General features: G+C 66.9%; 13 protein-coding genes and 2 tRNA genes. 8 read left to right on the top strand and 7 right to left on the bottom strand.

What is annotated here, in order from left to right:
- The 4 genes from O9335_RS04365 to O9335_RS04350 all read left to right on the top strand — a co-directional run.
- Positions 1-547 (top strand): LptF/LptG family permease (locus O9335_RS04365; protein WP_298384085.1); only part of this gene is annotated, 547 nt, incomplete at its 5' end.
- Positions 526-1,650 (top strand): LPS export ABC transporter permease LptG, encoded by a 1,125-nt coding sequence (gene lptG / locus O9335_RS04360; protein ID WP_367185399.1) that lies wholly within the window; start codon positions 526-528, stop codon positions 1,648-1,650. The genes O9335_RS04365 and lptG, both read left to right, overlap by 22 nt.
- Positions 1,647-2,024: a CbiX/SirB N-terminal domain-containing protein gene (locus O9335_RS04355; protein WP_298384082.1), complete on the top strand. Its 378-nt coding sequence runs from the start codon at positions 1,647-1,649 to the stop codon at positions 2,022-2,024. Before lptG ends, O9335_RS04355 begins: the two co-directional genes overlap by 4 nt.
- Positions 2,021-2,965, top strand: coding sequence for a CysB family HTH-type transcriptional regulator (locus O9335_RS04350; RefSeq protein ID WP_298384079.1), 945 nt, complete (start codon positions 2,021-2,023; stop codon positions 2,963-2,965). Before O9335_RS04355 ends, O9335_RS04350 begins: the two co-directional genes overlap by 4 nt.
- Here the strand turns inward: O9335_RS04350 and O9335_RS04345 are convergent, their stop codons facing one another.
- The 6 genes from O9335_RS04345 to O9335_RS04320 form a co-directional block, all read right to left on the bottom strand.
- Positions 2,966-3,640, bottom strand: a complete 675-nt coding sequence (locus O9335_RS04345; RefSeq protein WP_298384076.1) for a hypothetical protein — start codon at positions 3,638-3,640, stop codon at positions 2,966-2,968.
- 233 nt (positions 3,641-3,873) lie between these two features.
- Positions 3,874-3,950, bottom strand: a tRNA-Arg gene (locus O9335_RS04340).
- A 49-nt stretch (positions 3,951-3,999) separates the two neighbouring features.
- Positions 4,000-5,979 carry an OPT family oligopeptide transporter gene (locus O9335_RS04335; protein WP_298384073.1) on the bottom strand — a complete coding sequence of 660 codons (1,980 nt, stop codon included), beginning with the start codon at positions 5,977-5,979 and terminating at the stop codon, positions 4,000-4,002.
- Positions 5,980-6,086: 107 nt separating this feature from the next.
- A tRNA-Pro gene (locus tag O9335_RS04330) sits at positions 6,087-6,163 on the bottom strand.
- 18 nt (positions 6,164-6,181) lie between these two features.
- Positions 6,182-9,466: an exodeoxyribonuclease V subunit beta gene (locus O9335_RS04325; RefSeq protein ID WP_298384070.1), complete on the bottom strand. Its 3,285-nt coding sequence runs from the start codon at positions 9,464-9,466 to the stop codon at positions 6,182-6,184.
- Positions 9,463-12,039, bottom strand: coding sequence for a PD-(D/E)XK nuclease family protein (locus O9335_RS04320; RefSeq protein WP_298384067.1), 2,577 nt, complete (start codon positions 12,037-12,039; stop codon positions 9,463-9,465). The genes O9335_RS04325 and O9335_RS04320 overlap by 4 nt, the downstream gene beginning before the upstream one ends.
- Before the next feature lie 116 nt (positions 12,040-12,155).
- Here O9335_RS04320 and trxA point away from each other — a divergent pair, with 116 nt between their 5' ends.
- The 4 genes from trxA to O9335_RS04300 all read left to right on the top strand — a co-directional run bounded on the left by trxA (position 12,156) and on the right by O9335_RS04300 (position 16,053).
- The gene (trxA, locus tag O9335_RS04315) at positions 12,156-12,485 is read left to right on the top strand and encodes a thioredoxin TrxA (protein WP_298384065.1); all 330 of its coding nucleotides are present in this window, start codon (positions 12,156-12,158) and stop codon (positions 12,483-12,485) included.
- 151 nt (positions 12,486-12,636) lie between these two features.
- Positions 12,637-13,902 carry a transcription termination factor Rho gene (gene rho / locus O9335_RS04310; RefSeq protein ID WP_298384063.1) on the top strand — a complete coding sequence of 422 codons (1,266 nt, stop codon included), beginning with the start codon at positions 12,637-12,639 and terminating at the stop codon, positions 13,900-13,902.
- A gap of 120 nt (positions 13,903-14,022) precedes the next feature.
- Positions 14,023-14,277 carry a type B 50S ribosomal protein L31 gene (locus O9335_RS04305; protein WP_298384060.1) on the top strand — a complete coding sequence of 85 codons (255 nt, stop codon included), beginning with the start codon at positions 14,023-14,025 and terminating at the stop codon, positions 14,275-14,277.
- An 81-nt stretch (positions 14,278-14,358) separates the two neighbouring features.
- Entirely contained in the window at positions 14,359-16,053 is a 1,695-nt protein-coding gene (locus O9335_RS04300; RefSeq protein ID WP_298384057.1) for a hypothetical protein, read from the top strand.
- On the opposite strand, the gene O9335_RS04295 is transcribed toward O9335_RS04300, so the two are convergent.
- Positions 16,012-16,744: ATP-binding protein (locus O9335_RS04295; RefSeq protein ID WP_298384055.1), on the bottom strand; the 733-nt coding region annotated here is incomplete at its 5' end. The genes O9335_RS04300 and O9335_RS04295 overlap by 42 nt on opposite strands.

Here is a 16,744-nt window from a genome sequence, read left to right as displayed (position 1 = left end):
CAGCGAAGCGGTGACCACGGCAGCCGGTGGGCAGATCGTCTGGGACGAGGGCGACCGATACCTGGTGCTGGAGCAAGGGCAACGCACCGACAGCACCCCAGGCAGCGCCGTCAGCACACTGGCTCGCTTCGAGCGTTATCGGGTGCTGGCCGACCGGCAGGTCGCACGCAGCCTTGACGAATTGCCCCCCAAGGCCACCGACACCTGGACGCTCTGGCAGTCTGAGCTGCCACGTCACCGGGGCGAGTTGACCTGGCGCCTGGGGATGGTGCTCGGCACGGTCAATTTAGCGCTGCTGGGCCTGGGCTTGGCCGCGACCAACCCGCGCCGGCCCAACAGCTGGGGCTTGCTCGTTGCCCTGCTGACGTTCGTCGTGTACTACAACCTCATCAACTTGTCTCAGAGTTGGGTCGGGCGAGGCAGGCTGGACGTCAGCAGCGCATTGTTGGTGTTGCACGGTCCGGCCTTCCTCTTGGGTTTGACCTTGATGGCTTGGCGAGACGAGGCGATCCGGCTCATGCGGCCATGGCGGAGGGCGACCACTTGAAGACCGTGCGCCGCTTGCTGTACCGAGACATCGTTGGCACGGTGATGTTCGTGGCATTGGCCTTCATGGCCTTGTTCTTCTTCATCGGCTTTGTGGAAGAACTGGAGCGACTTCGCGAGGGTGCGAGTGCAGCTCGCGCGGCCCTGCTGGCGGTGACTGACCTCCCAAGTCAGTTCTACGAGGTGTTCCCCATCGCGGTGCTCATCGGCACAACGATGGCCCTCGCCCGCCTGGCGCAGTCCAGCGAATTCACCATCTTGCGGACGGGCGGTTTGGGCCCTGGTCGGGCGTTGAGCCTGCTCAGCGCATTGGCGGCTGCCTTTGCCGCCCTCACTTTCCTGACGGGAGACTGGTTGGCGCCGATGGCCGACCAATGGGGACAACGGCTGCGAGCCGCTGGCAGCCAAGGGCTCTTGCAGAGGGCGGGGGGCGCGTGGCTGAAAGATCGCCAACAACTGAGCGACGGCAGCGAGAGGCTCTACACCGTGAGCGTGGCCGGTGCCACCTTGGATGGCCGCGTGGAGCGCGTTCGGGTGTTCGAGTTCGACGCGCAAAACCGCCTGCTGGAGCGCTGGGAAGCCGCCAGCGGGCACGTGAGCACCGAGGGCCAATGGCTGCTGCAGGACGTGCGCCGGCAGCGATGGCCCGTGGCCGACGCGGCGCAGCCCGTGACCGACGAGCGCCTGCCTTTGCTGACATGGCAAAGCCGGCTCACCCGCAATGTCGTGTCAGCCGCTCTCTTGCGCGCCACCGACATGTCCACGGCCGAGCTGTTCACCTACACCCGACACCTGGCCGCGCAAGAGCAGTCTGCCCAGCGCTACGAAATCCAGTTCTGGCGCAAAGCGCTCTACCCCTTCGCCTGCTTCGTGATGATGGCGCTGGCGCTGCCATTCGCCTACCTGCACGCCCGTGGCGGCGGTATCAGTGCGAGGGTGTTCGGCGGCATCATGCTCGGGATCAGTTTCGTGCTGCTCAACAACCTGCTGGGCCATGTGGGTCTGCTGCAGAACTGGACGCCCTGGGCCGTGGCGGCAGCCCCGAGCTTGCTTTACCTCGGCTTGTCCATGACGGCTTTTGCTTGGCTGGTGAGGTACCGATGAAACGAGCCCTCGTGCTCCTGGCCCACGGCGCGCGCAACCCCGCGTGGGCAGCGCCCTTCGAACAATTGGCCGACCGCTTGGCGCGGTCGCGGCCCGACTGGACCGTGAAACTGGCCTTCCTGGAATTGATGCCTCCCGACCTGCCAACCTGCCTGGCCGACATAGCGACCACGGGCGCGCGCGACGTGGAGGTATTCCCCTTGTTCTTGGGGGGCAGCGGCCACGTGTTGCGTGACGTTCCGCCGCTGCTCGACGAGGCGCGCGCACGATGGGGCCTGCACATCACGCTGCACGCCGCCTTGGGGCAACAACCCGGCATGGTGGACGCCATGGCCCAGGTTTGCCTGGCTGCTGTGGAAGGGTCAGGGTCATGAACCTGCAACAGTTCCGCTTCGTGGCGGAAGCCGCCCGCCGAGGCCTGAACCTGACCGAAACGGCCAAGGCCCTGCACACGTCGCAACCTGGCGTGTCCAAAGCCATCTTGGAGTTGGAAGAAGAACTCGGCGTGGACATCTTTTCGCGCCACGGCAAACGCTTGCGTCGCATCACCGAGCCCGGCCAGCTCGTCCTGCGCAGCATCGACCTGATCTTGCGGGAAGTGGCCAATCTGCGTCGCATCGGCGAAGAGTACTCCCGGCAAGACGATGGCACCCTGTCCATCGCCACCACGCACACCCAGGCGCGCTACGTCCTGCCCGCTCCTCTGGGGCAGTTGCGTCGGCAGTTCCCGAAGCTGCAAATCAGCCTGCACCAAGGCAACCCGCGACAAGTGGCGCAAATGGTCCTGGAGGAAGCCGCCGTCATGGGGCTGGCGACCGAATCCCTGGACGAGTTCGATGAGCTGATCTCACTGCCCTGGTACGAGTGGCAGCATGTGGCCGTGATGCCCCGGGACCACCCACTGGCCGACATGGACACCCTCGACCTCGCACACTTGGCCGAGCACCCGCTGATCAGCTACCACCCGGCCTTCACCGGTCGTACGCGCATCGACCGCGCCTTTGCCGCTCGGAACCTGAGCCCGCGTGTCGTGCTCGAAGCCATCGATGCCGATGTGATCAAGACCTACGTTCGCGCAGGCTTCGGCGTGGGCCTGGTGGCCGAGATGGCCATGCGCGACGAAAGCCCACAAGCCGACCTCGTGGCACGGCCGTTGGGCCATCTCTTTGGGCGCAATGTGGCGCGGGTGGCCTTCAAGCGTGGCGTCTATCTGCGACACCATGTCACCGCCTTCGCCGGCCTGCTCTCCGATCGCTTCAGCGCCCCGCTTTTGACGCGCGCGATGGGCAGCGACGGCACCAACCACGGGCTTTGATCAACGGCCCGTTTGGCTCGGAGGTGCCGTCGGTGGAAACAGCGTCGATGGGTTGACCCAGACCGGCTCGGTCACCCGCTTGCTCAGCGACTGAGCCTCCTTGGCCGCGACTTCCGCCACCTTGAGCACTGCCTGCAAAACCGCGAGATCCGGCTCTGGCATTTGCAGGCGCAAGTACAAATTGCCTCGCTGCGTCAACATCACGAACGGATGTCCAGACGGAATCACATCCTGGCTGGCCAGCGTCAGCACATCCGAGAGCCCACCGGACAGCCAAGCCTCGATCATCTCGGCCGTGGCCCCCAAGGCGCCGAAGCGCGCCTTCACCACTTTGCCCGACCACTGTTCTAGCCGAGGGAACATGACCAGCCAACGCATCTCCTCCGGGATGTCGGTGTCCACACGGGTTTGCAGCGTGTCGGTGTACGCCTCGAACACCAAGCCTTCCAAGCGGTCCATCAGGCTTCGCTCCAGCACCATCACCTGCAAATCGGGATTGAGCTTCAACTCCCAACGCAAGCGCAGCTCAGCGCCCTGCACATAGTCTCGCTGGGGCGTTCCCCACTCCACCAACAAAGACCCCAAGGGGTTGGCAGGCTCCACGATGCTGAAGCCCTCGGCGCCCGCCTCTTCTTCAAGCTGGAACTGCCCGCCGCGCTTGGCGACCCATTCCATAAGGGGTTTCCAAAGGGCAGCGTTGCTGCGCAGCTTCATCCAATGCTTGACCTGTTTGAGAACCATGGGAAGCGGCACCATCCATGACCACGACCGCCGCAGTCTAGTCCCGGCCGGGGCCCACGGGGTCAAAACTTCGTCGAATGCGGACCGCCCCGACCAAGCCGGCAGGCTCCCAAGTCTGTCCTCGACCTGAGAGCCAGCAAGCGATGATGGCGGCGATGCGTTGACGGTGGCCCGGCGGGAGGGACTCGAACCCCCGACCTGCTGCTTAGAAGGCAGCTGCTCTATCCAGTTGAGCTACCGCCAGCCTGTCAAACGGAGAACCGGACCACCGGTCGGTAGTCCGGGTTCAATTGTCAGGCCAAGAGCACGTTCAACACCGCGTTGCCGATGCCCATCAGGGCCGCTCCGGCGATGAGGCCTGCGCAAATCGGCTCCAAACCTTCCACCCAAACGCGATGGCCTGGGGTCCCTTTGGCCTTGTGCTTGCGAGCCATCAGCCAGAACAACAAAGCACCCACCCACATCGTGAAGGTGTACTCGGGCGGGAGCACCACACCCAGGCCAATGGCAACGGCCGACAGGCCGAACTTGCCTTTGAACTTCACTCGCAACAACTCGATCACCACCGCCACGATGGCGGCCACGATCATGCTGATGATGGCCGACGCCGGCAGCTTGGACAGGCCATTGGCAATCAGATCGGCCACACCCTTCCATTGCAACGCAGCAGGCATGGCGAACTGGTCGGTGAAGATGGTGGCGGTGCTGCGCACGCCCTGGCTGTCGGTCGGGAGGAACAGCAGGAAGAACAAAGGCACGCAGCAGGCGATGCCGGCCACGTTGCCAATGACGTGACCGATGGCTTGATGCCGGGGCTTTCCGCCCAGCATGTAGCCCGGTTTGATGTCGGACAGCAGGTGGGCGGTGTTGCTGGCGATCTCTGACGTCATGGCCGCGGGCAACAAGTTGCTCGCGGGGTTGGCGCGGTCGATCGCGCCCATGGTGAATTGCGTGATTTTGGCCATCGAGCCCGTCGGCACCCAAGAGGTCAGCGCGACCGAGTTGGTGCCGATGATCGTGAGCACGAAGATCAGGGGCAGCGACACCAACGCAATCCAAAACGGAACGCCGAAAAACACGTGTGTGACCCAAGCGCCAAGCAAGCTGGTGACGGGTACGCCCACATAACTGACCCACAGGGGCACTTCGATGTGCGCAAGGACGTCGGTGCCTGCCTGAACCTTCTTGGCGCCCCGTTTGAAGATGCCTTTGAATATTTCAGGCTTGGCAATCAGACCGACCAGCGCTCCCACCACCATCATCGTGACGCCCCACCAGAGCGACCATTGGTTGACGATTTCGGAGCGGTTGATGGGGATGACGCTGCCGTCTGCGGCCGTGCGAGGCACGATGTCGCCCATTTGGATCATCAACGGCGCCAACACACCGAAGTTCACGATAGCGCCCACCAAACAACTGGTGGCCACGGCGATGCCCATCAACCCACCAACGCCGATCATGGCGACATCCAGGGTCAGACGGAACCCCAACTGACGCACATCGGTGCCCAAAATGGTGGGGATCCAGCCATCGGCCTTGATCGCCCACATGTAGTAGTACTCGTCCAGGCGCTCCCGGAAGTGCCACGCCTGCTTGACGCCCGCCCATTGGTCGAGCATCAAGACCTTGAATTGGATCAGCTTCATCCAGCCGGTGCTCACCAACGCCTGGTACACGGCAGCCCCGGCCGCGACCCAACCCAGCAAGCGGGCCTTGAACATCCCGTCGCCCGCATCACCGTTGTAGAGCGAGTCGAGCACGACGCCGCAGGCCCGTCCCTCGGGGAAAGGCGCTTGGTCGTCGTTGATGAACTTGCGCTTCAACGGGAAAGCCAGCATCACGCCGATCAAGGACACCACGAACAGCCAGATCATCAACTGCCACCAGGGGATGATGGTGCCGGTCACCACCATCACCGCCGCCAAACTCGAATACAACGGATTGACGACATAGCCCGAGGCGGTCGCGATCGACTGCGTGCAGTTGTTTTCCAGGATGGTGAAGTCTTTGACCATGCCGCTGTTGGCCAGTGCACGGAACAAGGCGAAGGCCAAGATCACCGAGGTCAATCCGACGCCAACGCCGATGCCGGTTTTGGCCCCGATGTACAGGCCCGTCGCCGACAAGATGCCTCCCAGCAAGAAGCCCGTCAGTGCAGAGCGCAGCGTCAGCTGGGCCATGTCGCCGCGGTAAACGTTCTCCAGCCACCAGCGGTCTTTCTGCTCGCGGCTCCAGGTGGCGACTTGTTCGTCGGTCAGGTGCAAAAGGGCCATGCCATCCTCGTACTGGGGTAAACGCTGATCATTCGAGGCCCTGAAATGCAAAACGAGGACCTTGTGGGTCCTCGTGCAGGGGCCAGAAATGGCAAAGGTTGGGCGGTTGGTCGGGGCGAGAGGATTCGAACCTCCGACCCTCTGCTCCCAAAGCAGATGCGCTACCAGACTGCGCTACACCCCGACGACCAAGCCCGGTATTCTAGACCGCTGGATGCAGACGGCCATCCGCGCTGATGAAGGCTCCCCGAACGGGCGCATCAGGCTGCAGCGCTTGCACCGCCTCCACGTAGCGCGCCATCTGTTCAACGTACTGGGGCTGGCTCAGGGGATCGAGCGACAGCTTGTAGTCCAGCACCCACCATGTCGCAGGTTCGGCGCCTTGGGCTGGGCGCTGAACGAGACGATCCAGACGCTGGTCGCGGCCCTCGTGCCACAGCGCCACCTCGTTGCCGGCCCACAGCAGCGGCTCGGTCCCCAGGAATGGGCGCAAGCAGTCGCTGTCCAGCACGGCGTCCACCGCCTGCGCAAGTCGGCGAGCGGCGTCGGCGTCCAGCCCATGCATCTGGGCGGCCGCCGCGCACGCGGGCCCGCGTTCGGGGGCTTCGTGGCGCGTCGTCGGTTGGGTCAGCCATTCCAGCACCCGGTGCAAAGCTTGACCCAGGGCCGCGGCATCGGGGTCTTGCGCTGCGGTTTGGACGTCGGCGACGCCCGCGATGGTGGGTGGACACCATGCGGGCAAGCGCCAAACGGCGTGGGGCGTCGCAGACCCAACCGTTGCGGGCCGCTCTGACCAGGGCCAAGCGGGCGCATCGTCCATGCCCAAAGCCTGCCACCAACTGCCCTCAGCGCGACGTGTGTACCGCGTGCGGCTGACGATCAACCGGTGGCGCGCCCGGGTCAGCGCCACGTACAACGCGTTGCGCTCTTCGCGGGCACGCTGGGCCAACTCCTCGGTCATCAACGGCGCCAACAGCGGCGGCGGCGAGGCCTCGCTGGCCACGAAGGCCACACGCCGGGGCTGCGGTCGCTCCACCGGCCAATCCACCAGCACGGTGAGACGCTGCGACGGGGACGGTGCTGGGTCCGCATCGAGCAAGACCACGGTATCGGCCTCCAAGCCCTTGGCGCCATGCACCGTGAGCAGGCGCACCCCCTGCCCCACCAGAGGGCGCTGCCAGCTGGCGTTGCGTTCGCGCAGTGCGCGCACGAAGCCATAAAGCGACCAAAACTGACCCGACCGCAGTGCCAACGCTTGCGACAGCAAGGCATCCACCGCCGCCAGTTGCCCCTGGGCCTCGCACGCCGGCAAACGAGCGCTCAGACGGGCGCGGAAATCGGTTTCGTGCAGCACGCGGTGCAGGGTCTCGAGCGGGGGCGTGCTCAGGCCGTCGACCCGCCAAGACCGCCACAAGCCCTGAGCCCGGGCCAAAGCGGGGTGTGCGGACCAATCGGCGTTGCACAGGGCTTGCACCCAATTCCTGGGTGGCGCGGCCTGTGCCGCATCGGCCAGGGCCAGCAAGTCGTCCGACGTGGCGTCAAACAGCGCGCTGCGCAGCGCCTGGGCCAGCGACAGGTGTTGCGAAGGCGAGGCCAGCGCGTCCAACACGGCCACCAAATCGGCCACCGCCGGCACGGCCAGCAGCGCTTGCGCCTCGGTGGCTTCGAAGGGGATGCCCTGCCGACGCAAGGTCGCCGCCAGCAGGTCCAGCCCCTCGCGCTTGCGCGCCAGCACCATGATGCTGCTGGCGGCTGCGCCGTCGGCGATCAACTGCGCCAGCAAGGTTGCCACCCGATCCACCTCAGGCTGGCGCTTCGCCACCTCCGCCTCGCGACGCGGCTCGGTCAAGCTGGGGCGCCAAACGTCAGCCTCATCAGCCTGGTTGGCCTCGTCAGCCTCGTCGGCCTCATGGGCTTGGGGCCCGGCCTCGCCCACCTGGGACTGCACCTGCGCGGTCGGGGCGTCCAAGGCCCAGACGCCGGCCCATGCGGGCCGGTCGTCCGGCCCCGTGTGCGTTCGAAAGCCTGTGTACTGCCCTGCGTGCTCAAGAGCATGAAAGCAGGCATTCACCAGATGCCGAACGGCCGGCCCATTGCGGCGGGTGTGGTCGCAATCCAGCAAGGCCCCACCCAAGCCCTGCACCACAAAGTGCTGCGCCTGGGCAAACACTTTCGGCTCGGCCCGGCGGAAGCGGTAGATGCTTTGTTTCGGGTCGCCCACCAAGAACACCGCAGGCGAGGCGGCGCTGGCACCGACGTAGCTGGACAGCCAGCCCGACAGGGCCTGCCACTGCACGGGGCTCGTGTCTTGAAACTCGTCGATGAGCAGCACGCGCACGCGCAAGTCCAGCCGCTGTTGCAACCAAGCCGCCGCGTCGGTTTGTGCCAGCAGCGCGCATGCGCCCTGCTCGAGGTCGGCCATGTCCACCAGCCCACGCTCGCGCTTGAGCTGGCGCCAAGCGGACAACAAGGCCGTGCTCAAGCGGCACATCGCTTGGTGGTCGCGCCGTGCGTCCTGCTGGTCGCGGGCTTGCTGGATGTTCACCAGCCGTTCGCACATCGGCCGGTGCACGTCGCAAGCGCCCAAGTGCAAGGGCGTGCCCGTTTTGGTGAACAACGCGGACCACGCAGCCTGGAAGCGCTCGACGGCGCTGGGCCGCCCCAAAGCTTGCTCCAAGTTGCTGCCGGCTCTTTGGGCCTTGCTGCCCTGTTGACGGCCGAGCTCCCGGGCCAAATCGATCAACTCGCCGTGCAGGGCATCGACCAGTTCGGCCGCGTCCTGCCCGTCGCGCAGTGGCTCCGGCGCGGGCACGGCATCCAGCCAAGCCGGCCCCGCCCGCTGGATCTCCGCGCGTCGCTGCCAGGCCGCGGCCAGCCAACCGTCCAACGCCGCGCGCCCCAGGCGATGGGCCAGGCGGAGGTAATCGCGCTGCAGCGTCTCATCGGCCGTCAGCGCCCCATGGAATCGGCGCCACAGCGGGCGTTGCAGCAAGCTGTCGTCGTCCAAGAGTTGCATCTCTGGCGACAGGCCCAGGGCGTCCAGGGTCGACGCGGGTGCCGACCGCAGCAACTGGGCGAACCAGGCGTGGAAAGTGTGGATGGCCACCCCGTCGCTGGCCGCCCGCAAGCGCTGGGCCAGCGCGGGCAACTCGGCCGCTTGCTCGGCCAACCGAGTCAGGGGCACGCCCCGCTCGCGCAACGCTTGCTCGCGCTCGGGCAGCGCCGCATCGGCCAGTTGATCGAGCAAGGACGACAGGCGCTGCCGCATCTCTGCCGCGGCCTTGCGGGTGAAGGTGATGGCCACGATGTGCTCGGGGGGGACCCCATCCACCAACGCGCGCAACAGCCGCGACACCAGCATCCAGGTCTTGCCAGCGCCGGCGCAGGCCTCGACGACCACCGACCGGGCGGGGTCGCAGGCCAGCGCGTAGAAGTCCTCCACAGGCACCGTGCGCCCGTCGATGCGGTAAGCGAGCTCCGCGCTCATGGGGCGCTCCAGTCGTCGCGGCGGCACAGGCCCCGGGCAACACAATGCTCGCAAGCCTGACCCTCCCCCAAAGCAGGCAAGGGCTGGCCGGCGTGCAACTGCCGCAAGTCGGTGGCCAACCCATCTCGCAACTGCTCGGCGGCATGGGGCAAAGGCCGGCTGGGCACCAACTTCAGGCCGCGCGTTCGGTGCTCGTACCCCAGGTAAGCGGCCTGCGCCACCGGCTGGTCCAGATGCGCCAGCAACGCGGCGTAGAACGGCAGCTGCGGGTCTTGAGCGGCACGATCACGCAGGCGATCGACCGAGCTGGTTTTGAAGTCGAGCAACTGCCGGCTGGCGTTGCCCAGCACGTCGATGCGGTCGGCGCGACCCACCCAGGCCACCCGCCCCAGCAGAGGGTCGTCGGCCCACACCTCGCCCGCCAGCGCAGCTTCGCTCGCCGCCGGCATACGGCCTTGGGCCGCCTCCTTCTGCCACCAGACTTGGTACGCCGGCCCCCAGCGCTGCAGCAAAGCCAGAAACGGCCAACGCTCGTCGGGCGGCACGCCCTCGGTCTCCAGCACCTGCTGACAGGCCGTGTCCCACTGGGCGTCGACATCGCCGAGCGCATGCGCCCGTTCGAGCACGGCGTGCAGCCAGCGCCCCCAATCGCGCGCATCGGGGTCTCGGTCCAGCTCGGGGGACTCGTCCAAGCCCAGACGAACCCGAGCAAAGAACTGATACGGGCATTCGCGCAAGGCGGCCACTTGGCTGGCCGACCAGCGCGTGGGCAACCAGCCCGGCAGGGCCACCTCGGCCCGCCCGCACGGCTGGGGGGACACGGAAACCGCCACCCGGGCTTCATCGGCCGCACGCCAAGGCGCGCTTTGCGCCCGCAAGCGCTGCAGGGCGGGCGCCCACTCGAGATCGACACCGTCTTGGTGCCTCGCATGCAGGCAAACCCCGTGCGGCAAGCGGGCCAGGTGCAACAAAGCCTGCCATTGCAAAGCCTGGGCCGCATCTTTGGTGGGCAGACCCAAAGCAGACGCCACCGCCGGCGAGACCAGCGCAGGCGACCCCCGCCCCAAGGCCCAACGCCCCGCGTCGGCGCCGGCCAAAACCACGGCCCCAAACGGTCTGAGCATGGCGCGATTCAGCGGCGTGACCACCACATGAACCGGCCCGCGGCGCTCCGGCGCTGGCACCGCCGCCTGCAAGGCCGCATCAACCCACGCCAACCACTCGGCGCCCCGCAGGGGCTGCTCCAGCCGACGGGCGGCTGCACTGCCAGGCCAAGGCTGCCGCCCAATCCAAAGCGCCTCCAGCAAGGCGCGCCACGTGGGCTGCCAAGCCTCGGGCCAGCGACTGGCGTCCAAGGCCTGGCTGTTCTGCAGCACCTGCTTCAGGGCCAGGATCCAGACCGACAGCGGTCGGCGCGCGGCGCCGCGGCTCAAAGGCAACGCCGCCTGCGTCAACGCCAACCAAGCGTTGGTGGGAGCGCCTTCGGGCGGGCTGCCCCGCCACGCCGTGCATCGGTGTCGCCGGGCCCAGCGCTCCAAGGCATCCACCTCGCCCTGCGCCGTCTCGGTCAGGGGCGACAGGGGGCTCTTGGCCCAGGCCAACGCATCGTCCAAGACCCCGTCGATCGCGCCGCGAACCAGGTGGCGAAGGGCCGCGGCCGGACCCTGCGTGGCAAAGCTCACCCCCGTTTCATCTTGAATGTTCAAGCTGTGGGGGGCCAACACGGCCAGCACCTGCCGCACAAGGGCTCGATCGACCGCCGGCACCAGCACGGGCCCGCGCTCGTCTTCCAGCAAGCGCAGCACCTGGGCCGCAGCCGCGGTCGCCAGCTCTGCAGCCTCGGGCAGGGTCTGGACCCGCCAGTCGGCACCGCGGGCTTCGGACGCATCGCCGGCATCCACCATCCAGTGCAGGCAAGGCAATCCGCTGTCGGCCAGCAGTGCGCGGGCCAGAGGGTCGGGTTGACCCACCTCGATCAGCACCCAGGCGCGGGGCCGCAGTTGCCACAGGGCATCGGTCGCCGGGGTCGGACCCAGGCGGGCCCACTGTGCTGCCGCTCGCGCCAGGTGCGACTCGGGCTCGTCGGTCGCCCCGCCGGCCCACTGCGCATCCACTCGGGCCCAAAAAGCCGCTCGTGCGTGGGGCGCTTGCGCGTGCGCCGCGCGCTGCAAGGCCTGCGCCAACTCCAGCACTTGGGCGGCTTGCAGGCGTTGGAGCCGAGGATCGGCCGCGCCCGGCGTGTGCCGCGCCACCAGCGCGGCGGCTTGCAAAGCATCCAAGGCAGCGTCGCCGGTCATCTGCTCGCCAAGGGGCAGGGATGCCGGGCCGAGGGCCGACGCCAAGCTGCGCGTGGTCTCCAGCCGGGGTGGCCAGGGCCCATGGGCGGCGAAGGCCCGTCGCGCCAAGGCCAAATGCTGAGCAAAGGGCAGCAAAACGATCGCGTCGCGGGCCGGCAGGTCTTGGGCCTCCAGCCAACCGAGCACCTCACCAGCCAGGGCTTGCCATGCCGATTCCACGCCGGCCCCCGGCGGCCACGCCCAGCGGACCGGCGCCTCGCTCTTGACCTCCCTCATTGCCCGCCATCCCCCTTGTGTCAGAATGATTCTGCCCTGTGTTGCGGGGCGCTTTTTTCGCCTGGCCGGTGGTGTCGATGACCCACCCGCTCACCCCAAGCCCGCAAGGAATGCCCATGAGCAGCGAGTTGATCAAGCACGTGTCGGACGCCAGTTTCGAGGCCGACGTTCTCCAATCCAGCACGCCCGTGCTGGTGGACTACTGGGCCGAGTGGTGCGGCCCCTGCAAGATGATCGCCCCCGTGTTGGACGAGGTGGCCGCCAGCAACCAGGGCAAGCTGCAAATCGCCAAGATGAACGTCGACGAAAACCGCGAGGTGCCGGCCAAGTTCGGCATTCGCGGCATACCCACGCTGATGCTGTTCAAGAACGGCCAGTTGGCGGCCACCAAGGTGGGCGCGCTGTCCAAAGCGCAATTGCAGCAGTTCCTCGACGCCAACCTGTAAACTGCCCATGTGCTGGTCCCCGGTCCTCGGGGCCCAGCCTCCCGCTCGACAGCACCGAACCGGTGCGCAGCGGTCTTCCCCTCCCCCACCAGCACCCAGTCTTGCGCAGCCGCCACCCCGCGCGCGCCCCGCAGGAGCCGGCTGACCCCTCATGCACCTTTCCGAACTCAAAGCCCTGCACATCTCCGCCCTGATCAAGATGGGCGAGGAGCTGGAGATCGAGAACGCCAGCCGCCTGCGCAAGCAGGAGTTGATGTTCGCCATCATGAAAAAGCGCGCCAAGGCGGGCGAACAGGTCTTCGGCGACGGCGTGCTGGAAGTGCTGCCCGATGGCTTCGGCTTCCTGCGCGCCCCCGACACCAGCTACATGGCCAGCACCGACGACATCTACTTGAGCCCAAGCCAAGTGCGTCGTTTCAACCTGCACACGGGCGACATGGTCGAAGGCGAGGTGCGCGTGCCCAAAGACGGCGAGCGCTACTTCGCGCTGGTCAAGGTGGACCGCGTCAACGGCCTGTCTCCGGAGGAGAGCAAGGCCAAGATCATGTTCGAGAACCTGACGCCGCTGTTCCCGAACGAGCAGTTCAAACTCGAACGCGAAGGCCTCAAGGGCGACGGCAACATCACCGGCCGCATCATCGACCTCATCGCCCCCATCGGCAAAGGCCAGCGCGCACTGCTCGTGGCTCAGCCCAAGACGGGCAAAACGATGATGATGCAGCAGCTCGCGCACGCCATCACCGCCAACCACCCCGAAGCCCACCTCATCGTGCTGCTGGTGGACGAGCGCCCCGAAGAAGTCACTGAAATGCTGCGCACCGTGCGTGGCGAAGTCGTCAGTTCCACCTTCGACGAGCCGGCCGCGCGCCACGTTCAGGTGGCCGAAATGGTCATCGAACGCGCCAAGCGCCTGGTGGAGTTGAAGAAGGACGTCGTCATCCTGCTGGACTCCATCACCCGACTGGCCCGTGCCTACAACAACGTGCTGCCCAGTTCCGGCAAGGTGCTCACGGGCGGCGTGGATGCCAACGCGCTGCAACGCCCCAAGCGCTTCTTCGGCGCCGCGCGCAACGTGGAAGAAGGCGGCTCGCTCACCATCATCGGCACCGCCCTGATCGACACCGGCTCCAAGATGGACGAGGTGATTTACGAAGAATTCAAGGGCACCGGCAACTGCGAGATCCACCTGGACCGCCGCATGGCCGAAAAGCGCGTCTACCCCTCGATCCTGATCAACAGGAGCGGCACGCGGCGCGAGGAGTTGCTGCTCAAGCCGGAAATCCTGCAAAAGAGCTGGATCCTGCGCAAACTGCTCTACCCCATGGACGAAATCGAGGCGATGGAGTTCCTGCTGGAAAAGATGAAGGCCACGAAGAACAACCACGACTTCTTCGACCTGATGCGCAAAGGCGGTTGATGTCGCAGTGGGCGTCGGCCCACGCCGTGCTGCTATACTCGCGGGCTTTCCCGACCCGTCCTGGGCAAGTACTGCGCAGCTGCTGCGCAGCGGCTACCCAAGCCATCCCCGAGGTTCTCCATGAAACAAGGCATCCACCCCAACTACCGCGAAGTCTGCTTCGTGGACCTGTCCAACGGCTTCAAGTTCGTCACCCGCTCGACGGTGCAAACGAAAGAAACCACCAAGATGGACGACGGCCGCGAATTGCCGCTGGTGAAGCTGGAAACGACCAGCGAAACGCACCCGTTCTACACCGGGACGCAAAAGAGCGTGGACAACCTGGGCGGTCGCGTCGAGAAGTTCCGCAACAAGTTCGCCCACCTCAAGAAGTAAGGCCGCGTCCGCAGGACTCGGGTTTCTTCCCCCAAAAAAGCAGCCTGCGGGCTGCTTTTTTGTGGCCATCATCTGTCCCTCATGAGCCGCCCCACCCCCGCCCTGGTCAGTGAAGCCGGCGCACGCGCCCTGCCGCGATGGGTGCTGCTGATTCTTTGCCTCGCCTACTTGTTGCCCGGCCAGTGGCTGCGCGACGCTTGGCGACACGCCGATTTGGCCGCCTACGGCCACATGGCCGCCTTGGCGCGCGGTGACGCGACGTGGCTCCAACCGCTGTTGGCGGGGTTGCTCCCAGAGGACGGCGCCCTGCTGCCCTATTGGCTGGGGGCCTCGGCCATCCGGGCGCTGCCCTGGCTGGATCCGGTGCTGGCATCCCGGCTGCCGTTCGTGTTGGTGTTGGCCGCCGTGTTCGCGCTGGTGTGGTACGCCACCTTTCACCTGGCGCGCACCGAGGCCGCCCAGCCCGCCCCCTTCGCCTTCGGTGGCGAAGCCGATGCCGTGAACTACGCGCGGGCCCTGGCCGATGCGGCCTTGCTGGCCCTGATGGCAACGCTCGGCCTGATGCAATTGGGGCACGAGGCCACGTCGGACGTGGTGCAACTCCTCGGCGTGAGCTTGTGGATGTACGGCTTGGCCAGCGCGCCTTACCGGCCTGGCCGGTCTCAAGCAGCGGTGGTGGCAGCCCTGGCCCTGCTGGCCCTCTCGGGCGCCCCCGTGCTGGCCTTGCTGTTGGGCGTGGCTGGTGGCGTGATTGCGCATTTCTCTCGTTTTGACGGCGCGCGCCGCCTGCGCATCGGCCTGCTGGTGGGCTGCGGGGTCGTGGCGGCGCTGGCCAGTGCCACCCAGGCCTGGAGTTGGCGCTTGGTGGCTCCCGCCCAGATCGACGCCAGCAGCCTCCTGCGCCAACTGGCGTGGTTCACTTGGCCCACTTTGCCCCTGGCGCTGTGGACGCTGTGGCGCTGGCGCGGTTTCGTCGCGCGCCGCCATGTGGCGGTGCCGCTTGGGCAGGCTCTGGTGACCCTCGGCGTGGCCTTGGGCATGGGGGGCAGCGACCGCGCGATGCTGCTGGCCTTGCCCGCCCTGGCCGTGTTGGCTGCGTTGGCGCTGCCAACCCTCGAACGAGGCTGGAGCGCGATGGTCGACTGGTTTTCACTGTTCTTCTTCACGCTGGCGGCGGTGTTCATTTGGGCCTACTACTTGGCGCTGCAAACCGCCTGGCCGCCTCGGCTGGCGGCCAACTTGCAGCGCTTGGCGCCCGATCTGGTCGTCAGCTTTGAGCCCCTGAACCTGCTGCTGGCACTGGCGGCCACCCTGGCTTGGCTGGCTCTGGTGCGATGGCGCACCAGCCGCCAACGGGCGGCGCTGTGGCGCAGCTTGGCGCTGCCCGCTGGGGGCGTGGTGCTGGCTTGGGTGCTGGCCATGACCCTGTGGCTGCAACCGCTGAACCTCGGGCGCAGCAACCAGGTGCTGTTGCAACGGGTGCAAACACTCATTCCTCCGCAAGCCGGCTGTGTGGGCGTCCCGAGAGGGGCCCGGTCGTTGCACGCCACGCTGGAGGCCCAAGGCGGGTGGAAGGTCCGCGCTGGCGAGGCGGCTTGGCGCTGCGACTGGGTCGTGCAACCCATGCCCCGGGGCACCACGCCCCCCACCCCACCCGGCTGGGAAACCGCGGGCGTCGTGGAGCGCCCCACCGAGCGGGACACCCGCTACTGGGTGCTGCGCCTGCGGCCGAGGTCAGCGCTCGCGACCGAGCGGAGCCCAGGACACCAAGGCTGACTCAGCGCCCAGCAAGTCGGACGCGGCGTGCTCACCGCCACGAACCCGCAGGGCCGGCCAGACCAAGGTGAAGACCGAGCCAACGCCGAGCTCGCTCTCGATGCGAAGTTCGCCCCCGTGGCGCTGGCACACGTGCTTGACGATGGAGAGCCCAAGGCCCGTGCCTCCGGTGGCACGCGAGCGACTGCCATCCACGCGGTAGAAGCGCTCGGTCAAGCGCGGCAAGTGTTCGGTCGCGATGCCAGCGCCGGTGTCGCTCACGTGCAGGGCCACACCCCCATCGCTCAGGCGCTGGACGCCCAAGGCGATTTGCCCCCGCTCCGGCGTGTAGCGAACGGCGTTGCTGAGCAGATTGGCCAGGGCGCTGTGCGCCTCGGACTCCACGCCCGAGCACTCCAGGCCGGTGGGCTCCGGCCAGTGCCACTGGTGTCGCCCTGCCGACAGGGACGCCACTTCGGCCATGACTCGCCCGATGAGATCGTCCAACGAGAACCAGTCGTCGGGGTTGGGGCGTGGGCTGCCCTCCAACCGCGCCAAGGTGAGCAAATCGTCCACCAGGGCCTGCATGCGCTGCGATTGCTGCCGCATCAACTCCAAGACCCGCTCGCGCTCGCTGCCTTCCAGGCGCAAGACGGTCAAGCTCTCCACAAAGCCACTGAGGGCGGCCAGCGGCGTGCGGATCTCGTGCGAC

The sequence above is a fragment of the Inhella sp. genome, assembly GCF_027532025.1.
In the GTDB taxonomy this organism is placed as follows: Bacteria; Pseudomonadota; Gammaproteobacteria; order Burkholderiales; family Burkholderiaceae_C; genus Inhella.
This window is presented reverse-complemented; position numbering and strand designations above follow the sequence as displayed.